This is a genomic window from Methylobacterium sp. WL116 (assembly GCF_008039455.1).
Classification (GTDB): Bacteria; Pseudomonadota; Alphaproteobacteria; order Rhizobiales; family Beijerinckiaceae; genus Methylobacterium.
The window spans coordinates 1-14,265 of the sequence record NZ_VRUV01000064.1 but is presented as its reverse complement, the minus strand read 5'-3'; the positions used below and the strand labels follow the sequence as shown (position 1 = coordinate 14,265).

At 67.8% G+C, this 14,265-nt stretch carries 13 protein-coding genes; 7 read left to right on the top strand and 6 right to left on the bottom strand.

Annotated elements, in window-relative coordinates:
• Nucleotides 1-56: 56 nt before the first annotated feature.
• Entirely contained in the window at nt 57-1,202 is a 1,146-nt protein-coding gene (locus FV223_RS07960; RefSeq protein ID WP_147726305.1) for a glycosyltransferase family A protein, read from the top strand.
• Here FV223_RS07960 and cutA read toward each other — a convergent pair.
• Nucleotides 1,181-1,513 (bottom strand): divalent-cation tolerance protein CutA, encoded by a 333-nt coding sequence (cutA, locus tag FV223_RS07955; protein WP_147726304.1) that lies wholly within the window; start codon nt 1,511-1,513, stop codon nt 1,181-1,183. The genes FV223_RS07960 and cutA overlap by 22 nt on opposite strands.
• 104 nt (nt 1,514-1,617) lie before the next feature.
• Between cutA and FV223_RS07950 the strand changes: the two genes are divergently transcribed.
• The gene (locus FV223_RS07950) at nt 1,618-2,385 is read left to right on the top strand and encodes an NAD kinase (protein WP_147726303.1); all 768 of its coding nucleotides are present in this window, start codon (nt 1,618-1,620) and stop codon (nt 2,383-2,385) included.
• Between the two features lie 10 nt (nt 2,386-2,395).
• Here FV223_RS07950 and FV223_RS07945 read toward each other — a convergent pair whose 3' ends face one another.
• Genes FV223_RS07945 through FV223_RS07935 form a run of 3 tightly spaced genes read right to left on the bottom strand, consistent with a single transcriptional unit; the run spans nt 2,396 to nt 7,543 of the window.
• Entirely contained in the window at nt 2,396-5,107 is a 2,712-nt protein-coding gene (locus tag FV223_RS07945) for a hybrid sensor histidine kinase/response regulator (RefSeq protein ID WP_147726302.1), read from the bottom strand.
• A gap of 44 nt (nt 5,108-5,151) precedes the next feature.
• Nucleotides 5,152-6,189 carry an HD domain-containing phosphohydrolase gene (locus FV223_RS07940; protein WP_147726301.1) on the bottom strand — a complete coding sequence of 346 codons (1,038 nt, stop codon included), beginning with the start codon at nt 6,187-6,189 and terminating at the stop codon, nt 5,152-5,154.
• 37 nt (nt 6,190-6,226) lie between these two features.
• The gene (locus FV223_RS07935; RefSeq protein WP_246686610.1) at nt 6,227-7,543 is read right to left on the bottom strand and encodes a Tad domain-containing protein; all 1,317 of its coding nucleotides are present in this window, start codon (nt 7,541-7,543) and stop codon (nt 6,227-6,229) included.
• A 676-nt stretch (nt 7,544-8,219) separates the two neighbouring features.
• On the opposite strand from FV223_RS07935, the gene FV223_RS07930 reads away from it, so the two are divergent.
• The 3 genes from FV223_RS07930 to FV223_RS07920 all read left to right on the top strand — a co-directional run bounded on the left by FV223_RS07930 (nt 8,220) and on the right by FV223_RS07920 (nt 10,978).
• Nucleotides 8,220-8,777, top strand: coding sequence for a TadE/TadG family type IV pilus assembly protein (locus FV223_RS07930; protein ID WP_187276090.1), 558 nt, complete (start codon nt 8,220-8,222; stop codon nt 8,775-8,777).
• On the top strand, nt 8,774-9,358 hold the full coding sequence (locus FV223_RS07925) for a TadE/TadG family type IV pilus assembly protein (RefSeq protein WP_147726298.1): 585 nt from the start codon (nt 8,774-8,776) through the stop codon (nt 9,356-9,358). Before FV223_RS07930 ends, FV223_RS07925 begins: the two co-directional genes overlap by 4 nt.
• A gap of 393 nt (nt 9,359-9,751) precedes the next feature.
• Nucleotides 9,752-10,978 carry a site-specific integrase gene (locus FV223_RS07920; protein WP_147726297.1) on the top strand — a complete coding sequence of 409 codons (1,227 nt, stop codon included), beginning with the start codon at nt 9,752-9,754 and terminating at the stop codon, nt 10,976-10,978.
• Between the two features lie 112 nt (nt 10,979-11,090).
• Here FV223_RS07920 and FV223_RS07915 read toward each other — a convergent pair whose 3' ends face one another.
• Together FV223_RS07915 and FV223_RS07910 are read right to left on the bottom strand one after the other, a co-directional pair.
• The gene (locus FV223_RS07915; RefSeq protein ID WP_210247501.1) at nt 11,091-12,557 is read right to left on the bottom strand and encodes a DUF4041 domain-containing protein; all 1,467 of its coding nucleotides are present in this window, start codon (nt 12,555-12,557) and stop codon (nt 11,091-11,093) included.
• A 177-nt stretch (nt 12,558-12,734) separates the two neighbouring features.
• On the bottom strand, nt 12,735-12,986 hold the full coding sequence (locus FV223_RS07910) for a transcriptional regulator (RefSeq protein WP_246689637.1): 252 nt from the start codon (nt 12,984-12,986) through the stop codon (nt 12,735-12,737).
• A 134-nt stretch (nt 12,987-13,120) separates the two neighbouring features.
• Between FV223_RS07910 and FV223_RS07905 the strand changes: the two genes are divergently transcribed.
• Both FV223_RS07905 and FV223_RS07900 read left to right on the top strand, forming a co-directional pair.
• Complete coding sequence (locus tag FV223_RS07905; protein ID WP_147726296.1) at nt 13,121-13,378, top strand: hypothetical protein; 258 nt, start codon at nt 13,121-13,123, stop codon at nt 13,376-13,378.
• 11 nt (nt 13,379-13,389) lie between these two features.
• Nucleotides 13,390-14,214: a hypothetical protein gene (locus FV223_RS07900; RefSeq protein ID WP_147726295.1), complete on the top strand. Its 825-nt coding sequence runs from the start codon at nt 13,390-13,392 to the stop codon at nt 14,212-14,214.
• Nucleotides 14,215-14,265: the final 51 nt, after the last annotated feature.

The window sequence follows — 14,265 nt, the reverse complement described above, 5'->3', positions numbered from 1 at the left end:
GCCGGCCACCGGGCCGCGGCCGGGCGGGAGACCCGGGCCGAGGAAGCGCAGCGCTGATGGTCGACCTCGTGCTGCCCGCCCTCGCGATCCTGGCGCTCGCGGCCGCGCTCCTGCCGGCCGTCCTCGCCGCGATGAACCTGACGCTGCTGCGCACGCCCGAGCCGGACGGGCCGGAGGCGGGCCTAGTCTCGATCCTCATCCCGGCGCGCAACGAGGCCGCCCATATCGCGGCGACCGTTCGGGCGGCGCTCGCCGGCGTCGGCGTCGCCGTCGAGGTGCTGGTCGGCGACGACCACTCGACCGACGCCACCGCCGAGATCGTCGCGAGCATCGCCGCCGGCGAGCCGCGCCTGCGCCTCGTGCCTGTGCCGCCGCTGCCGGAGGACTGGACCGGCAAGAACCACGCCTGCGCCCACCTCGCCGGCGAGGCACGTGGCGCGCATCTGCTCTTCGTCGACGCCGACGTGCGGCTCAAGCCGTTCGCGGCGGCCGGCCTCGTCGCCCATGCCCGCCGCACCGGATCGGGCCTCGTCAGCGCGGTGCCGCGGCAGGTGATGGGTACGCTTGGCGAGAAGCTCACCGTGCCGATGATCAACTTCCTGCTCGTCGGCTACCTGCCGGTGGCGATGATGCGCGCCTCGATGCGCCCGGCTTTGGGCACGGCCTGCGGGCAGCTCCTCCTGATCGGGCGCGACGCCTACGCGGCGATCGGCGGCCACGGCGCCATCCGCCGCTTCCTGCACGACGGGGTGAAGCTGCCCCGGCTGCTGCGCGCGGCCGGACACCGCACCGACCTCGTCGCCGGGCACGCGCTCGCCGATTGCCGGATGTATACGGGATTCTCGCAGTGCTGGGCCGGGTTCTCGAAGAACGCCCACGAGGGCATGGCGACGCCGGTGGCGCTGCCGGTCTGGACCGCCCTGCTCGGCCTCGGCCACGTCCTCCCGCCCGTGCTGGTGCTGGCCGGCCTCCTCGGCGGCCTCGACGCTGCGACCTGGTTCCTGGCGTTCGCGGCGCTCGCCGTCTCGCTGGCGACCCGCACGGCGATCACCCTGGTGACCGACGAGCCGGCCGCGACCATCCCGCTCCACCCCGCGGCGGTCGTGGTCGCGCTGGCGATCCAGTGGAACGTGCTGCTGCGCCGCAAGCGCGCCGGCGCCGCCGTCTGGAAGGGCCGCAGCTATCCGACCGGCGGCGCCTGAGTCTCCGAGAGGATCCACGCCGCCGTCTCCGCATCCGCCTCGGCGACCGCGAGGTGCAGGACGATCGGCGTCTCGTAGGGATGGCGCGCCTTCAGGGCCGCGGCGAGGGTGTCCGACAGGCCCGTGCGCGTCTTCACGATCGCGACGACCTCGCTGCCGTGCTCGATCGCGCCCTTCCAGGCGTAGACCGAGCGCATCCCGGGCAGCACGTTGACGCAGGCGGCGAGCTTGTCCCGCACCAGCGTCTCGCCGACGGCGAGCGCCGTCTCGGCATCGGGGAACGTGGTATAGACGAGGAGCGGACGCTCCATGCTATGGCTCTCTGAACGACTGGGCGCACGCACGAAGCATGGTGCACGCGCACGATTGAGCCCCGCTCCGGCTCCGCGTCAACTCAGGTGGGTCCGGGTCACGCATGCCGCGCTTCCACAAGGTCGCCTTCGTCGCGAGCCCGACGCCCGACGCCCGCGAGGCGGCCGCCGCCCTGATGCGGCGCTACGACCACGTCGCGCCCGAGGAGGCCGACGTGGTGGTCGCCCTCGGCGGCGACGGCCTGATGCTGCAGGTGCTCCACCGCTTCATGGACGCGAAGAAGCCGATCTACGGCATGAACCGCGGCACCGTCGGCTTCCTGATGAACGAGTTCCGCGAGGATACCCTCCTGGAGCGCCTGGAGGCCGCGCATCGCAGCGTCGTCCACCCGCTGCTGATGGAGGCGCACGACACCGAGGGGCGCAGCCACCGCGCGCGCTCGATCAACGAGGTCTACCTGCTGCGCCAGACCCACCAGACCGCCAAGCTCAAGATCTCGGTCGACGGGCAGGTGCGGCTGCCCGAGCTGATCGCCGACGGGGTGCTCGCCGCCACCGCGGCCGGCTCCACCGCCTACAACCTGTCGGTCGGGGGCCCGATCCTGCCGCTCAATGCCAAGCTCCTGGCGCTGACGCCGATCTCGGCGTTCCGGCCCCGGCGCTGGCGCGGCGCGCTGCTGCCGGACCACGCCCACATCCGGATCGAGGTGCTCGACGCCGAGCATAGGCCCGTCGCGGCGGTGGCCGACCACACCGAGTTCCGCCGGGTGTCGATGGTCGACACCTGGCTCGACCGGGAGACCGATCTCGTGCTGCTGCACGACCCCGGCCACAGCCTCGACGAGCGCATCCTGCGCGAGCAGTTCGGCTGAAGGCGCTCGCCTACGCAGCGAGATCCCTGCGCGCCCCGTAAGCGGCGAGCGCGCACAAAGTCTCCGCGAACGCCGCACGGATCTCCGCCATCTGCCCCGCATCGGGGATGGTGCCCGAACTCCGAGCCCCGCCCTCGACCGCGGCGAGCAACCCGACCAGCCGCGTCGCGCCGATGTTCGCGCTCATCGACTTCAGGCCGTGGGCGGCGCTGGCGACGGCGCCGGCTTCGCCTCCGGGGATCGCGGCTTCCAGCGCGGTCAGCGCCGCCGGCGCCTGCCCGGTGTAGAGGCCGAGCACGCGCGCCAGGAAGGCGCCGTCGCCCATCTCGGCGAGGCCTTCGAGGGTTTCGCTGTCGAGGAGCCCGGGGGCGGAAGGCTGGTCCGAGCCTGCTTCGTCGAAGGCGTCCACCCGGGACGCAAGCGTGTCCGCACCGGGCGCGTCGGCCACGACGAAGCGGCCGAGCACCTGCGCGAGCTGGGCCAGGGTGAAGGGTTTTGCCAGCGTCCCGTCCATGTCGGCGTCCTGCCACGCGAGCGCTCCGTCGCCGATCACGTGCGCGGTCATCGCGACGATCGGCAGGCGGGCGGCGCCGGTCTCGGCCTCGCGGCGGCGGATCGCGCGCGTCGCTTCGAACCCGTCGAGAACCGGCATGCTGCCGTCCATCAGGACCAGATCGAAATGGGCGGCCGCGCTCGCGGCCATCGCCTGCGCGCCGTCCCCGACGGTGATCACGTCCGTCACGCCGCAGCGCGCCAGCGCCTCGATCGCGACCTCCAGGTTCACGGCGCTGTCGTCGGCGACGAGCACGCGGGCCTGAGGGAAGCGCGGCAGGGCGTCGGCGGAGGTAGTGGAACGCGGCGCGTTCGCGGCGAACGGGCGGTCGGCGGCGAGCGCTGCCAGCACCGGCCGCCACTCTGCCTGCACCACGGGCCAGCGCAAGACCTCGTCGGCGAGCCCGGCGCGGAGCGCCTGCTGACCGGCCGGATCGCCCATCGGCACCACCGCGACCACCCGCAGGGCCGCGTCCGGGCGGCGCCCCCGCGCGAGCAGCTCGGCCGCATCCATGATCCAGGGTGCGCGATCCGGCGCGGTGTCCGCAAGCGGGGCGAGGTCCGCCTCGACGAGGCCCGCCGCCAGCGCCACGCGTGTCGCACCGCCGAGGCCGGCGAGCACGACGCCCTTCGGCGCCTCGGCCGACCGGCGGATCGTCTCGGCCGTCTCCGGCGCTTCGATCGGGATCCGCGCCCAGAAGGTCGAGCCCTCGCCGACGCGGCTCTCGAGGCCGACGCCGCCGCCCATCGCCGCGATCAGGCGCTCCGCGATCGAGAGGCCGAGGCCGGTGCCGCCGAAGCGGCGCGTGGTCGATTGGTCGGCCTGGGTGAAGGCGGTGAACACCCCGGCGATCTTGTCCTGCGGAATGCCGATGCCGGTGTCGACGACGGCGATCTCCAGCATCCGCCCGCCGTCGCAGGTCCTCATGCGGACGAGGACGTGGCCCGCTTCCGTGAACTTGAGGGCGTTGGAGACGAAGTTGCTGACGACCTGGCCGAGGCGCACCGGGTCGCCGACCATGCCGGCGGGCACGTCCGCGCCGATCTCGGCCGCGAGGTCGAGCCCGGCCGTGCGGGCGCGCTCGCCGAACAGCGTGACGACCGAGTCGGCGATCTCGGCCGGGCTGATCGCGGCGCGCTCTAATTCGAGCTTGCCGGCCTCCACCTTCGCGAAGTCGAGGATGTCGTTGATGATCGCCAGCAGCGATTGTCCCGAGCGCGCGATTACCTCGGCGTAGCGGCGCTGGCGCGGCGGCAGGTCGGTGGCGGCCAGGAGCTCGGCCATCACCAGCATGCCGTTCATCGGCGTGCGGATCTCGTGGCTCATGGTGGCGAGGAAGGTGGATTTCGCGGCGTTGGCGGCGTCCGCCTGCTCCCGCGCCTCGCTGAGATCGTGGGTCCGCACGCGGACCTCCTCCTCCAGCCCGGTGCTGTAGGCGGCGAGCTGCCGGTCGCGGACGTTCACCGCGCCGAGCAGGTCGTTGAAGGTCTGGGCCAGGGCCCCGACCTCGTCGTCGGTGGTGACGTCGGCCCGTCGGCTGTAGTCGTGGCGCGAGCGCACCGCGTCCATGGTGCCGGCGAGCGCGGTCAGCGGCCGCGTCACGGCGCGCTGGAGCCTGAGCGAGACCGCGAGGCCGACGGCCACCGCGACGAGGCCGGCGAGCAGCGCGTTGAGCGCGACGCCGCCGAGGCGGTCGGCGAGGTCGCCGGTCTCGGCCACCACCACGACCCGGCCGATCTCGCGCTGGTTCTCCAGCACCGGCTCGCCGACCTTGAGGGTCCGGGTGAGGAGCAGAGCGAGGAGCGACGGCTGCTCGGCGGCGTCGAGGTCGAGGTCGTTCGACAGCCTGAGCCCGATGCCCTGCTCGCCGAGGATGCTGCCGTCCGGGCGAATCAGCGCGGCGTAGACCAGCGAGGGGTTGCGCGCGATCGCCCGAAGGGTGGTGTCGGCCGCATCCGCGTCGTCGCTCGCGATGGCGCCGGCGCCGCTCTGCGCGAGCACGCGCGCGACCGTGCGCAGGGCCTCGCGCTTGTCGGCGGCGTAGCGGTCGACCTCGCGCCAGACCGAGAGCGTGGTCGCGACAAGGAGCGCTACCGCGACGGCGCCGACGACCGCCCAGGCGACCCGGCCCGCCAGGGACCGCCGCGGGTCCAGTGCCTTCCGACGCATCGTGCCCCGGCCTTCCTTCGAACGTCGCATCCGATCGCCTCGGCTCACGCGGCTGCGCGCAGCCATTGCCGCTCGACCTCGCCCCAGCCGGCCAGGAACGCCGCGACGCAGGCCGGGTCGAAGTGTGAGCCTGCGTTGTCGGACAGGAGCGCCCGCGCCTTCTCGAGCGACCAGGCTTCCTTGTACGGCCGCTCCGAGACCAGGGCGTCGAACACGTCGGCCACGGCGACGATGCGGCCCGACAGCGGGATCGCCTCGCCGGCCAGGCCCGCCGGATACCCGGTGCCGTCCCAGCGCTCGTGGTGGCTCGCGGCGATCTCGGCGGCGAGCTGAACCACGTTCGAGGTGCTGCCTTCGAGGATGCGGCGGCCGCGCTCGGCGTGCTTCTCCATCTCGCTGCGCTCGTCGACCGAGAGCGCGCCCTGCTTGAGCAGGATCGCGTCGGGCACGCCGATCTTGCCGACGTCGTGCATCGTCGAGGCGAGGCTCAGGAGGCGGCAATATTCGGCGTCGAAGCCGAGGTTCTTCGCGATGATGCCGACATAGGTCGAGACCCGCGCGATGTGGTTGCCGGTGTCGGTGTCGCGGTGCTCGGCCGCGCGCATCAGGAGGTCGATGATCTCGCGCTCGCGCGCCTCGATCACCGAGACGGCGGCGGCGACCTCGCGCGCCAGCCACGCCGCGCGGTCCTGCTCCTGACGGTGGGCGTGGCTGATCTTCATCAGGTTGCCGACGCGCGCCCGGATCTCGGCGGGGTCGAACGGCTTGCCCAGGAAGTCGGTGGCGCCGGCATCGAGCGCCTGACGGCGGATCGTGCGCTGGTCCATGCTCGTCACCATGACGATCGGCACGTGCGCGAAGCCCGCCACGCCCCGCGCGGCCGCGATGAACTCGAGCCCGGTCATCCCCGGCATGTCGTAGTCGGTGATGGCGATGCCGATGCGCTCGACGTTGTCGCGCAGGAACGCCAGCGCCGCGACGGGGCAGGTGAACTCGACCGGCTCGCAGTCGGGCACGGGCTTCAGCGCCTGGACGACGAGCAGGTTGTTGAGTTCCGCATCATCGAGGATCAGCGCGAGCATGAGGCTCCATCCCGTCGGCGGTGAAGGGGGCCCGTCGTCATTGCGTCAGCAGCAGCCGGCCGGAGACCGGGCCGACGCCCTTCGGCACCGGCACGCTCGTCGCGCCGTAATTCGCGTTGAGGACGAGGTTCGGGCCTTCGTAGAGGTTGATCTGCTGGGCCACGATCACGGTGTAGGCCGACTGGTCGGCCACCGGCCTGGATGCGTCGATCACAAGGCGGCCCGCCGGCAGGTAGATCGTGCCGAGCATGGTGCGGGCGTTGTCGCTGATGATGCGGTAGGTCCGCACCGGCTTGGTGAAGGCGAGCGGCGGCGGCGTCGGGCTGATGATGTCCCCGAGCAGGGTTTCGACGAGCGCCGTCGGATCGATCGGCAGGATGACCCCGCGATCCTCCGACAGCAGCAGGCCAGCCATGATCCCGGTCGTGGGGGCGGTCAGGCTGATGGTGGTCTTCTTGTCGAAGACCAGGCCGCCGTTATTCCCGGTGAAGTAGAAGGCCACGTCGGTGCCGGTGAGCGTCGCCTTCTTGTCGACGACGAGCGGACCGTCCTTCATCACGTAGATGCCAGGCTTCAGCGTGACGACGGCGTCCTTGGTGATGTGCAGGCCGGCGCAATAGGTGCCCGGCTCCAGGGTGATGTCTCTGTCGATCGTCTTGATCGCGCGCACGTTGAGCAGGTTGAGCGGGAACGGCAGCGTCGCGCAGGCGCCGATCGGCGGCGCGGCGCGGTCCTTCAGCGGATCCTCGATCACCGGGCACCCGGTCTGCGGCGTCGGGCTGAAGTTCGCGCGCACGCCGAGGTAGCCACCGGCCGAGCAGATCGTCTGCGCCTTGGCGATCGCGTTGTCCTGGCCCACCATTCCCGTCCCCGAGACGGAGTTCGAGTAGAGGGCGCAATCGGTGGCGGTGACCTGCGCGTTCTTCTGCAGGTTGAACGCGCCGGCGGCGAAGGGGTCGAGCGCCAGCATGCACAGGCGCATCCGACCGACGACGCTCGCCTGCGCCTTCACCGCGAGCTTGGCGGCGGGCATCCCGACGAAGCTGCCGAAGGACAGATTGTAGCTCTCGGCGGCGATCGCCGCGACATTGGTCTTGTCGGGCGCGACCGTGACCTGCACGGTCAGCGGCCGGTCCGGCGGCGATTTTGCCTCCGATCGCACCGTCTGCTCGGTGACGCCGACCACCGCGGCGGTGCTCGACAGGGCAAGCTTGAGGGCGTTGCCGCCGGCGAGCGCTCCGGCGTCGACGGCGGCCTGCAACTGGTTCCGCCGGGCCGCAAGGCGCGCATAGTCGACGCCGCCGCCGACGAGGCCGAGCAGCATCGTCGCGCAGAGGCAGAAGATGACGGCCACGGCGCCGCGTCCGTCGGCTCCGAACGCCCGGAAGCGAGACGCCGCGGACGCGAACGCCACGCCGCCGCGATGCCCCGTTCGCCACCCGCTCCCCATCCCGACCGCCTCCTCGGCCCATCTTGAACCGACGGGTCTACAGGCTTCGGATTAATGAAAGGCCCTCTCGATCCGATCGGATGGAGGCGGGCGCAGAGTGATCGCGTCTGGCGTGCAGGACTTGATGAAAACAATCAAGGATTGAATTATTAGGGTCGATGCTCGTCTCCGGACGAGAACCGTTGCAGGATCGAGCCTGAATCTACATCTACAGGTAGAATTTTGCGGCGGTTTGTCGACGATATCGACCGTAGCGCCCGGCCGGCATCGAATATCGGTATTACCCCAGGTTGTAGGCCTGTTCGCCGCTCGGATCGCGTCGTCGCCGCTGCGATTGCCTTGCCCGGCCTCAGGAATTTTAAAGCTCTACCACCGTAGACTGCGGTCCATTCGGGGTAGGACCGGGCCGACGATCGGCGATCCGATGCCCTTCAGGCCGAGAATGCGTCGGACGCCCAGGACACGCTGCACGTTGCCGATCGATCGGCCCGGACCCGTCGGCTCGATCGCCGTTCGCGCTGCGGATCTCCGGGCGTGGCTTCGCCGCGCATCGGTTCACGCATGGGCGCGGGTCCGGTTCGTGTCCGCGGCGGCTCCGATCCGGGCGGGCCTGCTGGGCGACCGTCGCGGCGTCGCCGCCGTCGAGTTCGCGATGCTGGCGCTGCCCTTCATCGCCCTGCTCGGCGTCGTCGCCGAATCCGGCGTGGTCGTGCTGGCCCAGCAGACCCTCGACGTGTCCGTCGACCGGGCCTCGCGCCTGCTGCGGACGGGCGAGTTCCAAGACCGGGCCGACGGCTCGGATCCGGCACAGCGCCTGCGGCAGCTGATGTGCGGCAATTCCAGCCTCTTCTTCGCCTGCCGGGACGTCCGCCTCGACGTGACGCGGGAGGAGACCTTCAAGGGCTCGCAGGTGTCCGAGCCCTACGACACACAGACCAAGACCGTCTCGCAGAGTTTCGGCACCCAGTTCCAGTGCCCGACGGGGGACGACGTGATCGCGATCCGCGCGGCCGTCCCGATCCTGCGGCTGTTCGCGTTCCTCGACTTCACCGGGCGTCGCCTCGCCGACAACCGCCAGCTCCTCGTCTCGACCGTGATCTTCCGGGCGGAAGCCTACGACGCGAAGCCCTGCCAATGACGGCGGGCCGGGGCGGCCTCGGGCGGTTCGCGCGTGCGGAAGGCGGCGTCAGCGGCGTCGAGTTCGCCTTCATCGCCCCGATCCTGGTCCTGATGTTCATGGCCTCGATCGAGCTTCCGCGCGCGATCACCACGGGGCGCCGGGTCTCGCTCGCGGCGACGACGATGGCGGACCTGATCTCGCGCGCCGACGTGACCGACATCGCCGACGTCTACGCCGCCGCACAGGCCGTCTCGAGCCCGTACGACCTCGGCCGTGCAGGCATCGTGCTCACCGCCGGCGGGATCTACCTCGACGGGTCGACCCCCGTGGCGAAGGTCTGCTCCAGCGTCGCGCGCAACGACACGCAGCGCGCGGCCGGCTCGACGATCGGCCCCGCGCCGGCCGGAACGGCAAGCCCCGGGGACCGTCTGGTGATGGCCGAGCTGCGCCTGCCCTACACCGCCGTGTTCGGCGTCTTCCCCGTCCTGAACCGCTGGACGTTCGTGGTCAGCAAGACCTGGCCGGTGCGGGCCGGCAAGACCTATCTCGGGCGCGAGGAAGTCGTGCTGCCCGGCGGAAAGCCCTGCGCGGCATTCTGAACGAAGACGCATCGCGCGCGCCGCGATGATCGAGCGGGAAGGCGCGGCCCACACGCACGAGGCGCGACGGCCGGCTCGATCATGAAAGGCCGCGATTTCCGAAGACGGTCCCGAAACGCAAAAAGCCGGCCTGAGCCAGCTCTTGCAGTTCGATCAGTACCTGAATTGGAGCGGGCGAAGGGATTCGAACCCTCGACCCCAACCTTGGCAAGTTTAGGTTCGGCAAATTTCGCGTTTTTTCCTGTGATTGCTGGACGTTGCCAAGTGGTTGATCCTACTTGCGGATCGGCCTGATCTGAGTTTGCTACTCTGTGCGCTGTTGGGCCTCGGTTTCCGCCCATCTGCTTCCGCCCTGCTTCCGTGGCGGAGTGAGCAACAGGGTTAGGGTCGTCCATGCCGAAGATTACGAAGCGCCTCGTTGACGCGATAGAGCCCGATCCGACGCGCGAGGTCCAGGTGTGGGACAGCGAGTTGAAGGGCTTCGGCGTGCGGGTCCAACCAAGCGGCGTCGCGTCCTACTTCGTGTTCTACCGGACCGAGGAAGGCCGGCAGCGCAAGCTCACCCTCGCCCGGGTCGGTGCCGTCACACCCGAAGAGGCCAGGCGGGCGGCGCGGGAAAAGCTCGGCGCCTCGACCAAGGGCGAGGACCCATCAGCCGACCGCCGCAGGATCCGGCACGCGGTCACGGTGGCCGAACTGTGTGACCTCTACCTTGAGGATGCCAAGGGCCGCGTGAAGGCCTCAACGCTGGCGATGGACCGCAGCCGCATCGATCGTCACGTGAAGCCGCTCCTGGGCGCTCGTAGGGTCCCTGTCCTCACCTCTGACGACGTCGAGGCCATGCACCGGGACATAGCGGCCGGGAAGACGGCTGCGGCCCGCGCCGGCATCGGCGGCATCACCACTGGCGGCAAGGGAGTGGCGGCCCGAACGGTGGGAATGCTCGGCACCATCCTGGAGTTCGCCAAGCGGAAGAAGATCATCACGGCCAATCCGGCCCGCGGCGTCCAGCGCGCGCCTGACGGCAAGCAGCGCCGGTTTCTGTCGGCCGCCGAGATCCGCCGGCTGGGCGCGGCCATGCGCGAGGCTGAAAATCAGGGCGAGACGGCGGTAGGGATCGCAGCCGTGCGGTTCCTGCTGCTCACCGGCTGCCGGCGAATGGAAGCCCTCGCCCTACCTCGCGCCTGGCTCGACGAGGAGCACAACTGCATCCGGTTCGGAGACACCAAGAGTGGTGCGCAACTACGGCCGATTGGCAAGGCCGCGTTCGCCGCCCTGCCCGCCCTTACGGCCTCGCCATGGGCCTTCCCGGGCGAACGCGGCGCCGGGCATTTCGTTGGCCTGCCGAAGGTGCTGGACCGGCTATGCGAGCGCGCCAGCCTGCAGGGTGTGACGCTCCACGTCCTGCGGCACACGTTCGCCGCAACCGCAGCCGGCATGGGCTACTCCGAATTGACGATCGCCGGGCTTCTCGGACACCGTGTTCCGGGAGTGACGGCACGCTATGCGCATGTGCCCGATGCGGCTTTAGTTGCTGCAGCAGACCGGGTGGCAATGCTAATATGGGAGGGGTCAGCAGTTCGTGATCAAGATCAGCGCAGTGCTAGCCCACGCTGCTAGCGCTGTAGCCAGTTGGTACATTGATCACCTGAATGCGGTTCTGTTCGCGGCAGCGGGCAGCGTCGCGAGACAGATCGCAAGGGCGATCAATGAAGATGTGCGGGCTCGAAAATCAAAGCGTAGAGGGGAATTCCGAAGCTGCGGCAATGCCTACGGCGCTCAGTGCCAACTGCCGCTTCGCAAGTGTCTCTTGGTACTCCTGCGCCTCGACATCCTTAATGAAAGGCGCGGCGGGTGCCAACCGTTTAACGGCAACCTCCACTTCGTCAATTGAAGCGCGGAAGAACTCCTTCCTGTAATTTTGCGCGTTGACGCGTGTCCGTTCGAATTCAGCATGTAGTGATCGCTCAAGAGCAGGCGCGTCATCGCTGTATATGATCGCGTGAATATCGAAAGTAAACGGAACGCTTGCGTCCCCTAACTCGCGAACACGATCAAGCGGATCGAGTCGTCTGGTCAGGCCGATCTTAACAACGTTGTCACCAAACGAACCGACGTTCGAGATGATGTAGACGTAGCCAGACCGCGTGCGCTCGGCGAGGGCCTGGGCACGCTCTACCTTTGCGTGAGCGTCGGCCAGATCGCCTTCGAGCATTTTGATCTGAACAGTCAGAGCCTCAAGCTTCGCCCCGCTGGCCTTGGCAGCCTCGGCGTTCGCCTTAGCAAGAAGGCGTTGGTACCGAGCTTCGGCTTCTTCAGCAGCCTCAATGTCGCGGAGCAGCTTCTGTTCTTCACGCGAAGCTCTCGCCGCTTCTGCACGCTCCTCTTTTTCAGATTTGATTTTTTCTCTGTACTCGTGATTGAGATACAGCTCTCTAAGTTTCAATGCGGTATATTCATCGCTGATAACAATTTTATTAGAATCATTCAATTTATTTATTTGATCCCTTGCTCTTTCAATCCGTTTTTCCATCGCGCTTGCGTTGTTCCAGCGCGTATTTGCAATGGCGGCCTCTGACTCGCCGTTGAACGCTCTCAAGGTAAGCTTGATGGCGCGGTTGGTCATGGTCCGGCCTTTGGCCTCGCTGCCGTCCAAAGTCCATTTGGTGCTGCACGTGACTGCAGTTGCAGCTGAAACCATAATTTTTTGTTGATTGCGAATTTTTTCGATTTGCTCTTTATACTGTTCACTGTCGGAGAAATCGAAGTGTGGCTCATACACGCCCATCTCAGCAAAAGATAAGCGTTCGTCAAAAATCGCAACCTCTCTCTGGAGTCGATCATATATCCCGCGCTTATCCTTGTATTCTGCTCTGGTTCTTTCAACGTCCCTGGAAATTTGTATAGCTTGCCGTTCGAGCGACGTGACGATCTCTTCTGAGTTCGTTACATTTTTATAGCGCATTTCGATCAAGCGATACTTGGCAGTGATCTCATCGGCGTTGGATTGCTGCTTTACCGTCTCCGCAATAACTCGCTCTAGCTCGACGTCTGCGTCAATAACACGGGCAAAACGACTTGCAAGTTTGTCATTCGATCGCCGTTGCTTTATAAGTAACACTAACAAAAATATTGCAATGGCCATTGCAACGATGAGCCCAGCCGTGACTGCTAATTGTGTGACGGGATCAAATTGCATCTAAGGGTGCCTTACCGTGGGGATCCTGCCACTCTAGGATGACAGCGGTAGTGTCTCCTGTCTGCCGCCCGACGGCTTCGACGGGGCATCCTTCGTACCATTGTCATGCTGTAGGAAGCCCGAGAGGAAGCGTCGGCCGTCTCCGATTGGTGCCGATAAGGGTGATGCAGGAGGAAGTTATGCTTTCCTCAGCCGTACCCCTGGCCCCTCGCCATTCTCCTCGATGAAAATGACGCCGGCGGCTTCTAGGGCAGCCTGCAAGGCGGTCACCGTCCGCCCCTTCAACTCTTCACCGGCCTCGAAACGGGAGACCGTGTTGGTTGAGACCTGCGCCTGCTCGGCCAGTTCGCGGATGCCGATCCCGAGGCCGGCACGAGCCATCTTGCACTGCGCAGGGGTCAAAATCGCGTCCTTGCTGCGAATTTGCATTGACACTGCGAAAGCAGCGCGTATCTTCGCAGCATAGTAGCGAAATCGCTGCTTGAACGCAAGAAAGTTGGCGGCTCGTCGCTGTCGACCTTCCCAAACACATCCCGAAACCTTCAGCCCCGGAGCCCCCGGTTATGGCAATGCCCCCACTCGCCCCGAAGCCGGCCAGCCGCCGGTTCACCGCCGCCCTCTATGCCCGCCCCAGGCCCACCATTGAGCCCGACGAGGCCGTACCGGGCACCGTCGAGGCTTGGGAGGCCATCGCGCCGATCCGGCCTGACACGGCCCACGTCCGATCGCCCCGCTTCCTCGACCTCGCTGGCGAGCTTGTCTCCGCCGTCCTTATCGTCGCCGGGGGCGTGCTCGCCTACGGCTTCCTGCCGATCGCGTGATGGAGGCCGCTATGCGCAACTCATTGAAGTGCCACCCGACCACCGCCCCGAAGCCGACCCTGCGCGAGCGGTTCGCCGCAATGAAGGCCAAGGCCGCGGGCTTAAATGCGGGCAAGGATCGCCGGCCCGACCCGGCCGACCCACTGACCGCCTCCGGGCTCCTGGCTTCCTCCGCCGTGTCGATCGCGATCCACGAACATCTGCGAGCCTATGCGGGACGGCTCTATGCCGAAGTCTACAGGATGGAGGATGCCGGCACGCGCGCCGAGCAAGAGCGCGACGCGTTCCGAGCGGTTCTTCACACCCCGCTAGCCTCGGATGCCGAACGGCTCGCCTACGCCAAGGCCGTCATCGAGCGCGCTGCCGGGGTCTACGGTTCCGAATGCCATGGCAGCACTCGCGCTGCTTGGATGCCGACCGCTTACCGCAACCTCGCCTTTGGGGAGTACGTGCCGGAGCCCGACATGGCGGGTCATCAGCCTGCCGCAGTGGATACCCCGTCGGCCACGGCTCCCGCGGCGCCTCCGGGACTCTCCAACGTAGAGGCCGAGTTGACTGCCCTCGTCGCGGAATATGAAGGGTTCGCTCGCGTCAGCGATGAGGCCGTCACCCGTGAGGATGATGTCGGCTTGCCGCTTCCCGATGATTTGGACAACGCAATTGATCGGGTTCGCCATTTCACGAACCAAGGCCGGGAGGACATTGTTCGGTACGCCATGGCCCTTCCGGCGACCACGCTTCTCGGCTTCGGGCTCAAGGCTGTAAAGGGCGGACCAATTCCAGGCCGCTGTGGCGGAGTAAAACCAGGCCAATGGCGGCCGCAGCTTGAACGATGAAGGGGCCCGATCGGGCCCCTTCATCGTTTATCGCCGACCATGAGGCTCAAG

What these genes read in the sequence shown, in the direction of transcription:
- FV223_RS07960 (WP_147726305.1), top strand. Translation starts at nt 57, where the DNA reads ATGGTCGACCTCGTGCTGCCCGCCCTCGCGATCCTGGCGCTCGCGGCC.
- cutA (WP_147726304.1), bottom strand. Translation starts at nt 1,513, where the DNA reads ATGGAGCGTCCGCTCCTCGTCTATACCACGTTCCCCGATGCCGAGACG.
- FV223_RS07950 (WP_147726303.1), top strand. Translation starts at nt 1,618, where the DNA reads ATGCCGCGCTTCCACAAGGTCGCCTTCGTCGCGAGCCCGACGCCCGAC.
- FV223_RS07945 (WP_147726302.1), bottom strand. Translation starts at nt 5,107, where the DNA reads ATGCGTCGGAAGGCACTGGACCCGCGGCGGTCCCTGGCGGGCCGGGTC.
- FV223_RS07940 (WP_147726301.1), bottom strand. Translation starts at nt 6,189, where the DNA reads ATGCTCGCGCTGATCCTCGATGATGCGGAACTCAACAACCTGCTCGTC.
- FV223_RS07925 (WP_147726298.1), top strand. Translation starts at nt 8,774, where the DNA reads ATGACGGCGGGCCGGGGCGGCCTCGGGCGGTTCGCGCGTGCGGAAGGC.
- FV223_RS07920 (WP_147726297.1), top strand. Translation starts at nt 9,752, where the DNA reads ATGCCGAAGATTACGAAGCGCCTCGTTGACGCGATAGAGCCCGATCCG.
- FV223_RS07915 (WP_210247501.1), bottom strand. Translation starts at nt 12,557, where the DNA reads ATGCAATTTGATCCCGTCACACAATTAGCAGTCACGGCTGGGCTCATC.
- FV223_RS07910 (WP_246689637.1), bottom strand. Translation starts at nt 12,986, where the DNA reads ATGCAAATTCGCAGCAAGGACGCGATTTTGACCCCTGCGCAGTGCAAG.
- FV223_RS07905 (WP_147726296.1), top strand. Translation starts at nt 13,121, where the DNA reads ATGGCAATGCCCCCACTCGCCCCGAAGCCGGCCAGCCGCCGGTTCACC.
- FV223_RS07900 (WP_147726295.1), top strand. Translation starts at nt 13,390, where the DNA reads ATGCGCAACTCATTGAAGTGCCACCCGACCACCGCCCCGAAGCCGACC.